General features: G+C 66.5%; 18 protein-coding genes. 10 read left to right on the top strand and 8 right to left on the bottom strand.

All coding sequences use genetic code 11. The features are described from left to right. Positions 1 to 72: 72 nt before the first annotated feature. The 4 genes from B3Z70_RS09055 to B3Z70_RS09070 are packed head-to-tail and all read right to left on the bottom strand — an operon-like array spanning position 73 to position 1,751. Positions 73 to 345: a type II toxin-antitoxin system RelE/ParE family toxin gene (locus B3Z70_RS09055; protein ID WP_292023220.1), complete on the bottom strand. Its 273-nt coding sequence runs from the start codon at positions 343 to 345 to the stop codon at positions 73 to 75. After that, positions 338 to 526 (bottom strand): antitoxin, encoded by a 189-nt coding sequence (locus B3Z70_RS09060; protein WP_292023221.1) that lies wholly within the window; start codon positions 524 to 526, stop codon positions 338 to 340. Before B3Z70_RS09060 ends, B3Z70_RS09055 begins: the two co-directional genes overlap by 8 nt. A gap of 24 nt (positions 527 to 550) precedes the next feature. Further along, positions 551 to 883 carry a chorismate mutase gene (locus tag B3Z70_RS09065; RefSeq protein WP_292023223.1) on the bottom strand — a complete coding sequence of 111 codons (333 nt, stop codon included), beginning with the start codon at positions 881 to 883 and terminating at the stop codon, positions 551 to 553. Positions 884 to 923: 40 nt separating this feature from the next. Beyond that, a complete protein-coding gene (locus tag B3Z70_RS09070; protein ID WP_292023225.1) occupies positions 924 to 1,751 on the bottom strand; it encodes a ferredoxin--NADP reductase in 828 nt (275 codons plus the stop codon). 109 nt (positions 1,752 to 1,860) lie between these two features. Between B3Z70_RS09070 and B3Z70_RS09075 the strand changes: the two genes are divergently transcribed. From B3Z70_RS09075 to egtB, 5 genes are all read left to right on the top strand, one after another. Further along, positions 1,861 to 4,110 carry a S9 family peptidase gene (locus B3Z70_RS09075; RefSeq protein WP_292023228.1) on the top strand — a complete coding sequence of 750 codons (2,250 nt, stop codon included), beginning with the start codon at positions 1,861 to 1,863 and terminating at the stop codon, positions 4,108 to 4,110. Between the two features lie 122 nt (positions 4,111 to 4,232). Continuing rightward, on the top strand, positions 4,233 to 4,511 hold the full coding sequence (locus B3Z70_RS09080; protein WP_292023230.1) for a SemiSWEET family sugar transporter: 279 nt from the start codon (positions 4,233 to 4,235) through the stop codon (positions 4,509 to 4,511). A gap of 261 nt (positions 4,512 to 4,772) precedes the next feature. Then, positions 4,773 to 5,078 carry an SCP2 sterol-binding domain-containing protein gene (locus tag B3Z70_RS09085; protein ID WP_248116252.1) on the top strand — a complete coding sequence of 102 codons (306 nt, stop codon included), beginning with the start codon at positions 4,773 to 4,775 and terminating at the stop codon, positions 5,076 to 5,078. A 104-nt stretch (positions 5,079 to 5,182) separates the two neighbouring features. Continuing rightward, a complete protein-coding gene (locus B3Z70_RS09090) occupies positions 5,183 to 6,394 on the top strand; it encodes an acyl-CoA dehydrogenase family protein (protein ID WP_292045399.1) in 1,212 nt (403 codons plus the stop codon). Between the two features lie 132 nt (positions 6,395 to 6,526). Then, a complete protein-coding gene (gene egtB / locus B3Z70_RS09095; protein ID WP_292023233.1) occupies positions 6,527 to 8,689 on the top strand; it encodes an ergothioneine biosynthesis protein EgtB in 2,163 nt (720 codons plus the stop codon). 86 nt (positions 8,690 to 8,775) lie between these two features. On the opposite strand, the gene B3Z70_RS09100 is transcribed toward egtB, so the two are convergent. Both B3Z70_RS09100 and B3Z70_RS09105 read right to left on the bottom strand, forming a co-directional pair. Then, positions 8,776 to 8,994 (bottom strand): general stress protein, encoded by a 219-nt coding sequence (locus tag B3Z70_RS09100; RefSeq protein WP_292023236.1) that lies wholly within the window; start codon positions 8,992 to 8,994, stop codon positions 8,776 to 8,778. Between the two features lie 126 nt (positions 8,995 to 9,120). Next, a complete protein-coding gene (locus tag B3Z70_RS09105) occupies positions 9,121 to 9,279 on the bottom strand; it encodes a hypothetical protein (RefSeq protein WP_292023238.1) in 159 nt (52 codons plus the stop codon). 127 nt (positions 9,280 to 9,406) lie between these two features. On the opposite strand from B3Z70_RS09105, the gene B3Z70_RS09110 reads away from it, so the two are divergent. Continuing rightward, complete coding sequence (locus tag B3Z70_RS09110; RefSeq protein ID WP_292023240.1) at positions 9,407 to 9,700, top strand: hypothetical protein; 294 nt, start codon at positions 9,407 to 9,409, stop codon at positions 9,698 to 9,700. A 3-nt stretch (positions 9,701 to 9,703) separates the two neighbouring features. On the opposite strand, the gene B3Z70_RS09115 is transcribed toward B3Z70_RS09110, so the two are convergent. Further along, complete coding sequence (locus B3Z70_RS09115; protein WP_292023242.1) at positions 9,704 to 10,405, bottom strand: MBL fold metallo-hydrolase; 702 nt, start codon at positions 10,403 to 10,405, stop codon at positions 9,704 to 9,706. Positions 10,406 to 10,597: 192 nt separating this feature from the next. Here B3Z70_RS09115 and tig point away from each other — a divergent pair, with 192 nt between their 5' ends. The 4 genes from tig to B3Z70_RS09135 all read left to right on the top strand — a co-directional run bounded on the left by tig (position 10,598) and on the right by B3Z70_RS09135 (position 14,095). Beyond that, positions 10,598 to 11,944, top strand: coding sequence for a trigger factor (tig, locus tag B3Z70_RS09120; RefSeq protein WP_292023244.1), 1,347 nt, complete (start codon positions 10,598 to 10,600; stop codon positions 11,942 to 11,944). A gap of 102 nt (positions 11,945 to 12,046) precedes the next feature. Then, entirely contained in the window at positions 12,047 to 12,958 is a 912-nt protein-coding gene (locus B3Z70_RS09125) for a hypothetical protein (protein ID WP_292023246.1), read from the top strand. Positions 12,959 to 13,054: 96 nt separating this feature from the next. Continuing rightward, complete coding sequence (locus B3Z70_RS09130) at positions 13,055 to 13,702, top strand: ATP-dependent Clp protease proteolytic subunit (protein ID WP_292023248.1); 648 nt, start codon at positions 13,055 to 13,057, stop codon at positions 13,700 to 13,702. A 72-nt stretch (positions 13,703 to 13,774) separates the two neighbouring features. After that, complete coding sequence (locus B3Z70_RS09135) at positions 13,775 to 14,095, top strand: hypothetical protein (protein WP_292023250.1); 321 nt, start codon at positions 13,775 to 13,777, stop codon at positions 14,093 to 14,095. A 3-nt stretch (positions 14,096 to 14,098) separates the two neighbouring features. Here the strand turns inward: B3Z70_RS09135 and B3Z70_RS09140 are convergent, their stop codons facing one another. Then, entirely contained in the window at positions 14,099 to 14,746 is a 648-nt protein-coding gene (locus B3Z70_RS09140) for an HAD-IB family hydrolase (RefSeq protein WP_292023252.1), read from the bottom strand. Positions 14,747 to 14,807: the final 61 nt, after the last annotated feature.

Here is a 14,807-nt window from a genome sequence, read left to right on the forward strand (position 1 = left end):
GCGCCTAAGAGGCTGAAATCACACGACGACGATACTGAGAATACGATGGCTGAGGCCTTCGAGGACATCGCGCTAAGCTGCATTCTCCGCGGCATGGCGAACGTCCAGAATGAAGACGCGCGGTCCGACGATCTTGTAGCGAAGCAGATAGGGCGGGATGTGCGTCAGTTGCCGCCGGCCGCCGGGGATGGGCGCGCCTCGTTCAGGATGTTCAGCCAGGCTCGCGCCGGCTGACATGAGACGTAGCGCCATGCGCTGACTGGCCAGCGGACTGAACTGAGCGATGTAGGTTCGGATGGCTTCGACGTTCCGAATGGCTTTCGCCGTCCAGATGACCTCAGCCATCAATGTTCCATTTGGTCGGAGGCGGACCTTCGTCAGCCGTTCCCCAGGTCTTCAGCCATTCGACCACGTCTTCGTGCGGGACGACCCTGCCGGCCGTGATGTCGGCCTCAGCCTCCGCAAGCGAACGCGCATCCGCTTCTTCGTCGTGGTCGTTGAAGATGGAGGGTTCCGGTCGAGCCATGACCGAACCTACCATTTTGCCGACCTAGCTGCGAGTCCGGTCGTAGGTGGCGAACTCGTGGGCGATGCAGCGGTCGATGAGCAGGCGCCAGACGGGTTCGGCGATATCGGGCGACAGATTGTGAGCTTCCGCTGAGACCAGCACCTTGGCCACCACGTCGTCGATGCGGGCCTGGTCGAAGACGGCGTCGCGGTCGGGCTTGATGCGGGCGGCGGCGTCCATGTAGCGCTGGCGCTCGGCCAGCAGGGCGACCAGGGCGCGGTCCAGGGCGTCGACGCCCTGACGGACGTCGGCCATCGACTGGCATTCGGCGGGATCGACGCGCGGATCGACGGCGACAAGGGCAGGCTTGGACATGGCCGTGGGTTAGCGGGTCAGACCGTTCAAGCCAAGACGTTCAACCGACGAAGGCGCGTTCCAGGACGTAGTCGGCCGGTTCGGCGTTGGAGCCTTCCTTCAGCCCGTAGGTCTCCAGCAGTTCGCCGGCTTCCTTGATCATGGCCATGGAGCCGCACAGCATGGCGCGGTCGCGGGCGGGATCGAACCCCTCGGGCAGGCCCAGGTCGCGGAAGAAGTCGCCGGACTTGATGCGGTCGGTGATCCGTCCCGGCGTTTCGAAGGCCTCGCGGGTCACGGTGGGGTAATAGGTCAGCTGGGCCTTGGCCTCGTCGCCGATCAGGGGATCGTCGTGGATCTCGCGGGTGAAGAAGTCGCGGTAGGCCAGGTCGGCGACGCTGCGGACCGTGTGGATCACATAGACATGGCCGAAGCGGGCGTAGGTGTCGGGATCGCGCGCGACGCTGAGCCAGGGCGCCAGGCCCGTGCCCGTGCCGATCAGGAACAGGCGCTCGCCGCCGGTCAGGGCGTCCAGGACCAGGGTGCCGGTCGGCTTCTTGCCCATAAGCACCGTGTCGCCGGGCTGGATCTTCTGCAGGCGCGAGGTCAGGGGGCCGTCGGCGACCTTGATGGAGAAGAACTCCAGCTCCTCGGCCCAGCAGGGGCTGGCGATGGAATAGGCGCGCAGGACCGGCTTTGCGCCGTCTTCGCCCGGCAGGCCGATCATCACGAACTCGCCCGAGCGGAAGCGGAAATCCTCGGGCCGTTTGACGCCGAAGCTGAACAGGCTGTCGGTCCAGTGGCGGACCCACAGAACCTCCAGTTCATTGAACGGGCTGGCCTTGCCAGGAACCTTGGCGGGGGCGGGGGATACGGCGGCGTCTGTCATCGTGCGGTCTCTCTAAGCTGAGAGCCGGTCGCAGGAAAGAAAAAGCGTTTCGCCCGGCGACGACATTTCCTCGTGACGGCTTGCAGAAGCGCGGTTAGCGTCCCCGGCCATGCGCACCGTCCTTCTCGCCTCGACCATCCTCCTGTCCGCCACATCGGCGCTTGCCCAGGAGACGCCCTCCAACATCCTGACGCCCGAGCGGGTGTTCGCCAGCCCCAATCTGAACGGGCCGGTGGCCAAGGGCGTCAGCCTGTCGCCGGATGGGCAGTTGGTCGCCTTCCTGCGCTCGCGGCCGGACAATGTGGATGTTCAGGACCTGTGGGCCGCGCCGACCGGGGCGGGCGAGCCCTACAAGCTGATCGACGCGCGGGCCCTGGTCCCCGACGCCGGCGAACTGTCGGAGGCCGAGAAGGCGCGGCGCGAGCGGATGCGGATCAGTGCGCGCGGCGTGGTGGAATATTCTTGGGACCAACAGGGCCGCTACATCCTGGCGCCGCTGGAAGGCGACATCTTCCTGGCGAACCGGGCGGACGGCAAGGTGCGCCGCCTGACCGAGACGCCCGCCGACGAGATCGACGCCAAGGTCTCGCCCAAGGGCAGCTATGTCTCCTATGTCCGGGATCAGAATCTGATCGTCTATGATCTGGCCAGCGGCAGGGAGACGCCGATCACCGACGACGGCGCCGGCCTGATCACCTGGGCCACCGCCGAGTTCATCGCTCAGGAGGAGATGGACCGCGATACGGGCTATTGGTGGAGCCCGGACGAACGCTACATCGCCATGACCCGCGTGGACGAAAGCCCGGTCGACGTCGTGCCGCGCTTCGAGATCACCGGCGGCGGCGCGACCATGGTCGAGCAGCGCTATCCCCGCGCGGGCCGACCCAATGCGGTGGTCGAACTGTATGTCCGCGACCTGCAGAGCGGGGCGCGGGTCAAGGTGGATTTGGGCGCCAACACCGACATCTATCTGGCGCGGGTCAACTGGTCCGGCGACGGCAGAACCCTGTATGTCCAGCGTCAGTCGCGCGACCAGAAGACGCTGGACCTCTTGAGCGTCGATCCGACCACCGGCGCCTCGCGGGTGATCCTGAGCCAGAAGGCCCAGGCCTGGGTCGATCTGAACGACGATTTCCGCGTGCTGTCGGACGGGCGCTTCATCTGGTCCAACGAGGATTCGGGCTGGCGGCACCTGTATCTGTACGATCGCAACGGCCGACGTCTGCGGGCCATCACGCGCGGCGACTATCCGGTCAAGCACCTGGACGGGGTCAACGAACAGACCGGCGACGTCTATTTCACCGCCTCGATGCGCGACGGCAAGGAACTGCAGATCGAGCAGCAGATGTTCCGCGCCAATCTGAACCGCACGGTCGATCCGGTCGCGGTGACGCCGGACGGCGGCTGGTGGACCGTGTCCGTGAACGGGCCGGCGACGGCCTATGTCGGCAACTATTCCGATCCGGCGACGCCGCCGCAGTCGGCGCTGTACCGGATCGACGGGACGCGGGTGCGCTGGATCGAGGAGAACAGGCTGGACGCCGGCCATCCCTTCGCCCCCTACGCCTCGCGCCTGCGCGCGCCCGAGTTCGGGACGATGCAGAGCCATGGCCAGACCCTGGTCTGGCGCATGACCACGCCGCCCGACTTCGATCCGTCCAAGACGTATCCGGTGGTGATGCAGGTCTATGGCGGCCCCGGCACCGGCGCGGGCGTGCAGAAGAGCTGGCAGCCCCTGACCAACCAATTGCTGACCGAGGCGGGCTATATCGTCTTCCGCGTCGACAATCGCGGCGAGGGGGATCGCTCGCAGGCGTTCGAGACCAGCATCTATCGGCGTCTGGGCATTCCGGCGGTCGAGGATCAGGCCCAGGCCGCGCAATGGCTGAAGACGCTGCCCTATGTCGATCCCGACCATATCGCGGTGATGGGCTGGAGCTTCGGCGGCTTCCTGAGCCTGCTGACCCTGACGGACAAGGACGCGAACCTGGCGGCGGCCCTGGCGGGCGCGGCGCCGACGGAGTGGAGCCTGTACGACACCCACTACACCGAACGCTATATGTCCACGCCCCAGGCCAACCCGGAAGGCTACGCCGCCACCGACATCCTGCCGCGTCTGGACGACATGACCGGGCGGCTGTTGATCCTGCACGGGATGGCCGACGACAATGTCATCTTCGGCAATGCGACCCGCGTCATCGACGCCCTGCAGGCCAAGAGCCAGCCGTTCGAGATGATGCTGTATCCCGGCCAGCGGCACGGCGTCCGCGGCGATCCGAGGCAACTGCAGCAATGGCGCACCTATCTGGACTTCCTGGACCGCACCATCGGCAAGCGGGCCGCGCCCAACGCGGACTGACGGTCGGACCCGCCGGTCGAGCATCCTTTCGCTCCGCCGCGCTTTCGGAGAGTGGGGCCGAAGGCCGCGGGTGAGGGTTCAAGGATGGCGAGACAGGGCGAAAGCACGCGGAAGGTCGCCCCATGAGCGACCTGATCGCCAATGTCGTCGGTTCGGCGGCGGCGGTGTGTTCCATCACCAGTTTCGCGCCCCAGGCGATCAAGATCTGGAAAGAGCGCGATGCGTCGTCGGTCAGTCTGAAGACCTATTCGCTGACGGTGACCTGTTTCGTGCTGTGGGTCGTCTATGGGGTGATGACCAAGGCCTGGCCGGTCACGGTCGCCAACGCCTGCGCCCTGGTGATGGCGTCGGGGGTGCTGGTCATGAAGTGGCGGTTTCGCGACGGCGACCCCGACGCCTGACGGTTTGATCCTGATCAAGGCGGCCGTGGGCGTTCGCGCGCACACGTTCGGCAAAGGAGATTTCCGATGCCCGAAGCCGCCGTTCCCTTCATCGCCGCCATCGTCGCGGCCTTCGTCTTCTTCATGGTCGCCGTGGGCGCGACGGCCCTCTATGCACGCGAGCCCGAGGAGAAGTGATCCAACCTTTCCCCGACGTGATCTTGGCGCCCCCGCCGATGCGGGCTAACCCGTAACGACAACGTCCAACAGGGAGACGCCCCAATGCCCGATCTCGCACAAGTCACCGAACACATCCGCGGCGCCGTCGGCGACAACTCCGGCCTCGGCAAGACCGTCAAGCTCGACCTGGGCGACCAGGGCAAGATATTCATCGACGGCGCCTCCACGCCGAACACGGTGACGAACGAAGACAAGCCCGCCGACGCCACCGTCTCGATCAAGTGGGATGACTTCATGGCGCTGTCGGAAGGCAAGCTGGACCCGATGATGGCCTTCATGCAGGGCAAGCTGAAGATCGCCGGCGACATGATGATCGCCCAGAAGCTGGCGCCGCTGCTGAAGCGCTGATGCCGGTCTGAACGACCATTTAGGGCGGCGCGGCTCCCGACCAGGGGCCGCGCCGTTTTCGTATCGAGCGCTCGGCAGAAGCGCGAACGGGAAGAGGAAACGACATGGACTTCAAACATTCCGACCGCGCCCTGGACTGGCACGCCCGCGTCCGCCGTTTCCTGGACGAGCAGGTGATCCCGCGCGAGCATGACTATTTCGCCCAGGTGCGCGAGGATTCGACCCGCCAGCCGCCCGTCATGGAGGCGATGAAGGCCGCCGCGCGCGAGGCGGGCCTGTGGAACATGTTCCTGCCCGGCGAACACGGGGCGGGTCTGACCAATCTGGACTATGCGCCGCTGGCCGAGATGATGGGCCGGCATCTGTGGTCGGCCGAGGTGTTCAACTGCAACGCCCCCGATACCGGCAATATGGAAGTGCTGCATATGTACGGGAATGCGGCCCAGCAGGATCGCTGGCTGAAGCCGCTGATGGCCGGCGAAATCCGTTCGGCCTTCCTGATGACCGAGCCGGAGGTCGCCTCCTCGGACGCCACGAACATCCAGACCCGGATCGAGCGCGACGGCGATCACTACGTCATCAACGGCCGCAAATGGTGGTCGACCAACATGGGCCATCCGAACGTCGCCATGACCATCGTCATGGGCAAGACCGACCCGGACGCGGCGACCCACGCCCAGCAGTCGCAGGTCATCGTGCCGGTGGATGCGCCCGGATTCCGCGTCGAGCGGATGCTGTCGGTGTTCGGCTATGACGAGAAGCCCATCGGCCATGCCGAGGTGGTGCTGGAGAATGTGCGGGTGCCAGTCGAAAACCTGATCGCCGGCGAGGGGCGGGGCTTCGAGATCGCGCAAGGGCGGCTGGGGCCGGGCCGCATCCACCACTGCATGCGCGTGATCGGGGCGGCGGAACGGGCGCTGGAGCTGATGGTGACGCGGCTCTTGAACCGCACCGCCTTTAGAAAACAGCTGGCCGAACATTCGGTGTGGGAGCAGCGCGTCGCCGACGCCCGCACCAATATCGAGATGTGCCGCCTCTTGGTGCTGAAGGCCGCGTGGATGATGGACGAGGCGGGGGCCAAGAACGCCCGCTCGGAGATCGCCCAGATCAAGGTGGCCGCGCCGAAGATGGCGCTTCAGGTCATCGACGACGCCATCCAGGCGTTTGGCGGGGCCGGCGTGTCGGGCGATACGCCTCTGGCCGAGCTGTATGCCGGGGTGCGCACCCTGCGCATCGCCGACGGCCCGGACGAGGTTCACAACCGCACCATCGCGCGGCTGGAATACGCCAAGCACGGAGGGCGTCCGGCGCGCTGAGCGAGAGCGGCCGGAAAGTCGTTTCGACCCAATCGGTTGGGAACCTTCACGGGAAAACCACGTTCGGGATTCCTGGGAACGACAGGGCGTATGGTCGGGGTCGTCGAGCGGTCTTGCCACGGAACGGCTGACATGAATGCGCGCTTTGAACCCGTTGTCGGGGCAGCGTCCGATGTGGCGCGTTACCGCGACGTGCGGGCCGCCATGGTCGATCTGGCGCAGGGTCTGTCGGTCGAGGATCTGTCGGCCCAGTCCATGCCGGATTGCAGCCCCGGCAAATGGCATCTGGCCCACACCAGCTGGTTCTTCGAGGCGATGATCCTGGGCGACGACCCGGCCTATCGGCCGGTCGATCCGCGTTTCCAGCAGCTGTTCAACTCCTACTACGAGGCGCTGGGCGAGCGGGTGGCGCGTCATCAGCGCGGCTTGATGACCCGGCCCTCGGTCGAGGAGGTGCTGGCCTATCGCCGAGAGATCGACCGGCGCATGGTTGACTGGCTGGCCCAGGCGCCGTCGGGCGGACAGCACCGCTATCTGCTGGAGCTGGGCCTGCATCACGACCAGCAGCATCAGGAGCTGTTCCTGATGGATATGCTGAACCTGATGTCGCGCTCGCCGCTGGACCCGGCCGCCTATGAGGTCGAACCGCGCGCCCGGCCGGTCGAGACCGCGCGCGGCGGCGCGGTCGCCTTCGACGGCGGCCTGGTCGCGATCGGCCACGACGAAGCGGGCTTCGCCTTCGACAACGAAGGTCCGGCGCACAAGGTCTGGCTGGAGCCGTTCGCCCTGGCCGCCGATCTGGTGACGAACGACGACTGGATGCGGTTCATGGCCGACGACGGCTATGGGCGCGCCGACCTGTGGCTGTCGGACGGCTGGGCGGTGGTGAAGGCCGAGGGCTGGACCGCGCCGCATTACTGGCGGCGCGACGGCGAGGACTGGACCGTGATGGGCCTGACGGGCCGCGCGCCCGTCGATCCGGCCGCCCCGGTGCGACACATCAGCTTCTACGAGGCCGACGCCTATGCGCGTTGGGCCGGCAAGCGTTTGCCGACCGAGGCGGAGTGGGAACACGCGGCCGCGACGAAGGGCGACGCCTTCTCCAACCTGTCGGGCGAGGTGTGGCAGTGGACCGCCAGCGCCTATGCCCCCTATCCGGGATTCCAGCCCACGCCGGGCACGGCCGCCGAATACAACGGCAAGTTCATGGCCAACCAGATGGTGCTGCGCGGCGGCGCCTTCGCCACGCCGCCCGGCCATGCGCGCCTGACCTACCGCAACTTCTACTATCCCCAGCAAAGGTGGGCCTTCATGGGTCTGAGACTAGCCGAAGACGCCGCCGGGCGTCGCGCCGCGCCCCATGCGGACGACGCCCAGACCAGGGCCTTCCGCCGCGACATGATCGACGGCCTGTCGCAGCCGCAAAAGGCCGTGCCGCCCAAATGGTTCTATGACGCCGAAGGGTCGCGCCTGTTCGAGGACATCACCGCCCTGACGGAATATTATCCGACGCGCCAGGAGACGGCTCTGCTGCGCGAACGGGCGGCGGAGCTGACCGCCGACTTCGGACCGGACGCGGTTCTGGTGGAGTTCGGTTCGGGCGCCAGCGAGAAGACGCGCATCCTGCTGGACGCCGTGCCGGACCTGGGCGCCTATGTGCCGCTGGACATCAGCGAAAGCGCCCTGGTGGACGCCGCCCATCGGATCGGCGCCGACTATCCGGGGCTGCGGGTGCAGCCGGTGCTGGGCGATTTCGAACATCTGTCGCCGCTGCCGGACGACCTGCCAAAGGGGCGGCGGATCGGCTTCTTCCCCGGATCGACCATCGGCAATCTGCAGCCGGACGAGGCGGTGCGCTTCCTGGCGGCGGCGCGTCGGATGCTGGGGGAGGGCAGCCTGTTCATCCTGGGGACCGACCTGGTCAAGGACGCCGGCGTGCTGGTGGCCGCCTATGACGATGCGCAGGGCGTGACGGCGGCGTTCAACATGAACCTGCTGGTCCGGGCCAACGCCGAGCTGGACGCCGATTTCGACCTGGACGCCTTTGCGCACCAGGCCGTCTGGAACCCGCAGGCGTCGCGCATGGAGATGCATCTTCGCGCGACCAAGCCCACCATCGCCCACATCGACGGCCGGACCTTCCGCTTCATGGAGGGCGAGACGATCCACACCGAAAGCTCGCGCAAGTTCACGCCCGAGACCATCACGGCCATGGCCGAGGCGGCGGGGTGGACGGTTTCCCGCCTGGACGTGTCGCCGGAACCCAGCGTGGCCCTGTCGCTGCTGCGCGGCTGATCGGCCGCCTCTGCGGCTGTCGCAACAAGAAAGGGCGGCTCATCCTGCGATGAGCCGCCCTTTGATGTGGAGTGGGATAGAGACCCTCAGTCCGGCTTTTCCGCCGGATCCTTTTTCACGCCATGCGACGCCTCGCCGCCCTTGCGGCCGGCCTGGGCGGCCAGGCTGCGATCCTGGGAGAAGCTGCGCTTCTCGCTGGGGACGCTGGCGCCGCCCTTGCGGGCGATCTCGCGCTGACGTTCGGGGTCCATTGAAGCAAAGCCTCGCTTGGAAACGCCTGAGGGTCGGGTGGGTTGGCTGTCCATCGGTCTTCCTTTCAGTGTCGCCGTTGCGCTTGCTGAAGTGAACCCAGTGACTCGGTGACGGTTCCGTTCGGAACCCTGTTTTACTGTCACGGCTCTGAGCATCTCTTCGCGCCTCGACTTCGGCCATCAGCCATAGGGGCGCGAATCACCTTCATCGCCGCCGCCGGGTTCCATGGGCGGAACTTCGTCGGGCGTATCCGACGGCAGGATTTCGGGTTCGGGCGAGGGGGCAGGCGGGATTTCGGGCTGCGGGGCGCCCGACGGCGTCGGCTCGATATAGGTCATGACGATCTCCTTGCGTTGAGCAGACAACGCCCGGCGCGACGCCGCGTTCGCCCGACTTGCGCGCCTTCATGCCGCAGGGGAACCTCGGGGGTCGCGGCTGGTTTGATCTGCGAACCCGGAGACCGACATGACACAGAGCCCCATCGCCGCCCCGACCCCCGACGACATCGTCATCGAAGACGACAGCCTGAACCAGCGGCTGGATCGCCAGGCGGACGCCATACTGGCCTCGGACGAAGGCGACAGCTTCGCCCCGACCACCTCCGTGCGTCAGGCGGTCAAGGACGACGCCGAGCGGGTGCGCCAAAAGGTCTCGCACCAGATCGACGATGCGCGCGACGGCATCCGCGACGAGCCGATCCGCATGACCCTCTACGCCCTGGGCGTCGGCGTCATCATCGGCCTGTGGCTGCGTCGCTGATCGTCAGGCGGGGCCGACCGGCTCTCGCCGGATCGGGGCCTGGCTGAGCGCGGCGTCCGAGACGAACGGATTGGTTCGACGTTCCTCGCCGAAGGTCGAGATCGGCCCGTGTCCCGGCACGAAGGTCACGTCGTCGCCCAGCGGCCACAGCTTTTCGACCACGGAACGGATCAGGGCGGGCGGATCGCTCATCGGGAAATCGGTGCGCCCAACTGACCCCTTGAACAGAACATCGCCGACCTGAGCGAATCGCGCCGCGCGGTTGAAGAAGACGACGTGACCGGGCGTGTGTCCGGGACAGTGGCGCACCTCCCACTGTGTCTCGCCCAGGCTGACCGTGTCGCCGTCTTCCAGCCAGCGGTCGGGGGTGAACGGGCGCGCGTCGGGCAGGCCGTACATCCGGCCGCTTTCGACGATGCGGTCGATCCAGAACTGATCGGCCTTCTGCGGTCCGACGATCTGGACGCCGCTCTTTTCCTGCATCTCGGCCGCCCCGCCCGCGTGATCCAGATGGCCGTGGGTGATCCAGATCTGGTCCAGCGTCAGGCCGCGCCGCGCGACCTCGTTCAGAATCACATTCACCGATCCGCCAGGGTCGATGACGGCGGCCTTGTTCGTGGCCGTGCACCAGACGGTCGTGCAGTTCTGCTGAAGCGGGGTGACGGGCGTGACGAAGACGCCGATGGGGGAGGCGGGCTGGCTCATCGCGCCAATATAAGGCCGGCCGATGCGCGAAACCACCGGCGGCGATCACGCTCGCGTTGACCTTTGGGGCCCTTCTCGACATAAGGGCGGGCTTCGAGGCGCCGCTCCACACGGGGCGGCCTTCTTGCTTTATCCATTCCGCGCCGGCCGTCCCGATGGCTCATGCGCCCCAGAGCGTCAGAAGTCCCGACCATGCAAGTCGTCGAAAAGTCGAACGAAGGCCTCAGCCGCGTGATCGCGGTCACCATTCCCGTCGCGGAGCTGAACGAAAAGCTCGAGGCCCGCGTCAAGGAAGTCGCCCCGCAGGTGAAGCTGAAGGGCTTCCGTCCGGGCAAGGTGCCGGTCGCCCACGTCAAGAAGACCTTCGGCCGCGAGTTCATGGGCGAGATCATCAACGCCGAGCTGAATGAAACCAGCCAGAAGGCCCTGGACGAGGCCAAGATTCGTCCGGCCGCGCCGGCCGAGATGAAGCTGACCAGCGACATGGACAAGGTCATCGCCGGTCAGGAAGACCTGGCCTATGAAATGTCGCTGGAGATCATGCCGGAGTTCGAGCCGGTCGATCCCAAGACCCTGAAGCTGGAACGCCCGACCTATGAAGCGTCGGACGCCGATCTGGACGAAGCCCTGACGGAACTGGCCGGTCAGGCCAAGACCTACGAAGACAAGAAGGGCAAGACGGTCAAGGCCGCCGAGGGCGACCAGCTGACGATCGACTTCCTGGGCAAGCTGGACGGCGAACCCTTCGAAGGCGGCGCCGCCGAGGACGCGGACCTGGTGATCGGCTCGGGCCGCTTCATCCCCGGCTTCGAGGAGCAGCTGACCGGCGCCAAGGTCGGCGAGGAAAAGACCATCGAGGTCACCTTCCCGGCCGACTATCAGGCCGCCCATCTGGCCGGCAAACTGGCCACCTTCGACATCAAGGTGAAGGCGATCAAGGCCGAGGCCGAATCCAAGATCGACGACGATTTCGCCACCCGCATCGGTCTGGAATCGCTGGACAAGCTGAAGGAACTGCTGAAGTCCAATCTGGACCAGCAATACGCCGGCGCCGCCCGCTTCAAGCTGAAGCGCGCCCTGCTGGACCAGCTGGACGAAGCCCACGACTTCCCGCTGCCGCCCAAGATGGTGGACGCCGAGTTCGACGGCATCTGGCAGCAGGTCGAGGCCGACAAGGCCGCCGGCCGTCTGCCGGAAGAGGACGCCGCCAAGTCCGACGAGGACCTGAAGGCCGAATACCGCAAGATCGCCGAGCGCCGCGTGCGCCTGGGCCTGGTGCTGGCCGAGATCGGCCGCGCCAACAACGTCCAGGTCACGGATCAGGAGCTGAACGCCGCCATCCTGCAGGAAGCCCGCAACTATCCGGGCCAGGAACAGGCCGTCCTGAACTTCTACCGCCAGAACCCCAACGCCGCCGCCCAGATGCGCGCCCCCATCTATGAAGAGAAGGTCGTCGACCTGATCGTGGGCGTCGCCGACGTGACCGACAAGCCGATCACCAAGGAAGAGCTGCTGAAGGAAGAGGACGAAGAGGGCTGAGCCCAGGATTACAATCGTTTAACTGGCGGTTGTGTCACATTCTTCTGTAAAGCTTGAAGGGTCCGCGATGCGGGCCCTTTTTGCTTTCCGAGGCTGATCCCCATGTCCCTGTCCGTCGCGTTCCTGGCCGCTCTTCTCGCATCCGGCGTCCAGGCGCAGGATCCCGCGCCCACACCCCCGCCAGTGGATCTTGAGGACATCACGGTCGAGGGGCGTTCGACACGCCAGGCGGCGCAGCAGTTCGTCCAGCGGGTCGCGGCGGCGCCGGCCGGCGCCCGATTGGGACGGTGGAATACGCCCATCTGCGTCAGCGTGGCCAATATGAAGGCGCCCTACGGCCAGATGCTGGCGGATCGGATTGGCGATATCGCCACGGAACTTGGCGTGAGCGTCGGGGCGCCGGGGTGTACGCCCAATGTGCTGGTGATCGCCGCCGACGATGGCTCGGCCGTCGCCTCCGCCTTGGTCGAAGGTTGGCGTCGTCGATTCCGGCCGCCCATCGACAACACCAACATGGGGCTGGCGGCGCTGGAACGGTTCAAGACCAGCGATGCGCCTGTGCGATGGTGGCATATTTCATTGCCCGTATCCGTCGATACAGGACAGCTGGCGGCGCGGGTCGCCGGAGAGGATCCGCCGAGCATCGGCTCAAGAACGGTCAGCCGGATGCGTTCGCCGCTTCGTTACGATCTTCGCTCGGCCACGGTCGTCATCGATATGGCCAAGGCCAACGGCGTGATGTTGCCGGCGCTGTTGGATTACACGGCCATGGTGGTGCTCGCTCAGGTCGATCCACGCTCGGATTATTCGGATCAGCCCACCATCCTGAACCTGTTCAACGCACCGGAGGGGATTACGGGGATGACGGACTGGGACCTGGCCTATCTGCATGCCCTGTACGAAGCCGAACCGGATCGCGCCTCGGCCCGCGCCCAGGAGGCGGCGGTGTCGGACAGGCTGGAAGCCCGGCGTCGCCGCTCGTCCGGCGAGCCGGAAGAGTCACAGCCGCGCTGACCGGGCGCTTGCATACGCAGGCGTCGAACGCGATATGCTGAGTGCAAAGCCGTCGCATCCACTGCGGCCGCAGTCCGTAAGACCAAAAAGGCATCCATGCGCGATCCGATCGAACTGATGAATATGAACCTCGTGCCGATGGTGGTGGAGCAATCCAGCCGGGGCGAGCGGTCCTTTGATATTTTCTCGCGTCTGCTGCGCGAGCGGATCATTTTTCTGACGGGGCCGTTCGAGGACGGCATGGCGTCGCTGATCTGCGCGCAACTGCTGTTCCTGGAATCGGAAAATCCGAAGAAGGAGATCAGCATGTACATCAACAGCCCCGGCGGTCAGGTGACCTCGGCGCTCGCGATCTACGACACCATGCAATACATCAAGTCGCCGGTGTCGACCGTGGTGATGGGCATGGCCGCCTCGGCCGGATCGTTGATCCTGACAGCGGGCGCGGCCGGCCAGCGGATCGCCCTGCCGAACGCGCGGGTCATGGTGCACCAGCCGTCGGGCGGGTTCCGGGGCCAGGCGTCGGATATCGAGCTGCACGCCGCCGACATCCGCTACACCAAGAAGCGTCTGAACGAGATTTACGTCCACCACACCGGCCGCACCTATGAGGAGGTCGAGAAGACGCTGGACCGCGACCACTTCATGTCTGCCGAGGAGGCCAAGGCCTGGGGCATCGTGGACCACGTCTATGATCGCCGCGAACAGGCCGACGCCGACGGCGTGAAGACGCCCGGCCACTGATCCGACCGGATCGAAACCGGAAGGGCGCGCCCATCGCGGCGCGCCCTTTTCATTTGTGCTATCGGAACCGTCATGCAGTTCACGCGAGATCAAACCGGCCAGGTCGAGGTCGACGGCGAGGCCTATGTGTGGGAGCTGCGTCGCCAGCCCCGGCCCAAGGGCGGCAATGTCTGGGAGGGGATGGCCGTGTCGCTGCGCCACCTGGACTACAAGCGCGAGGCGATCGTGCAGTTTCCGCCGCCGCTGCGCCCCAACGGCCGGCCGGACGTCGAGAAGCAGCGGGTCAATGTCGATGCGGTGCGCACCGCCGTCGCCTCCATCATTGCGGCGGGCTGGGACCCGACGACGCGCGGCAAGCCGATGGTGTTCGACGTCGACGCCGACGGCAACTAAGGGTCAGGGCTTCTCGCGAAAGACGCGGAAGCCGGCCTCCTGGGCCATCGCCAGCATTTCGGCGTCGCCCGAGGTGTCGCCATAGGCGGCGGCCAGCGTCATGGTGTCGCCATAGGCCGCCTTCAGCCGCCGCACCTTTTCCGCGCCGCGACAGTTGGGGCCGGCGAAGTCGCCCGTGATCCGATCCTGGGCGTCGAAGACGAACTCGGTCCCCAGCAGGGCCTCGGCGCCCAGGCGTTTCGCGAAGGGGGCGACCGTGGCGACGGGCGAGGCGGTCACGATGACGCGGTGGGCGCCGCGCCGGCCCCAGTCGTCCCAGACCTTCAGCGCATCCGGTCGCATGAAGCGGGGCCAGACCTGATCGGCGAACCGGGCGGCCTCCACCTCCAGCGTGTGGCGGTCCACGCCGTGCAGAAACTCGCGCACCGAGGCGGCCTTGATGCGTCCCCGGTCGCGGTCGCGGGCATAGGCGGCCAGGGCGGGCGCCAGCTTGACCAGGCCCAGCGCCCAGCCGCCTGGTCCGACACGCCAGCGCAGGAATTCGGTGAAACTGTCGCGAATCGTCAGTGTGCCGTCGAAATCGAAGGCCACGATCGGCTGGTCGGGGCGAGGGGACTGGCGCTCCGCACCCGCATTTCCCATGTCAGACATTCGCCTTGATCCCCGTCGACACTGATCCATCCACGCACTGCAACAATCCCCCGTCGCCTTC

This window comes from Brevundimonas sp. UBA6550, from assembly GCF_002434505.1.
Lineage (GTDB): Bacteria > Pseudomonadota > Alphaproteobacteria > Caulobacterales > Caulobacteraceae > Brevundimonas.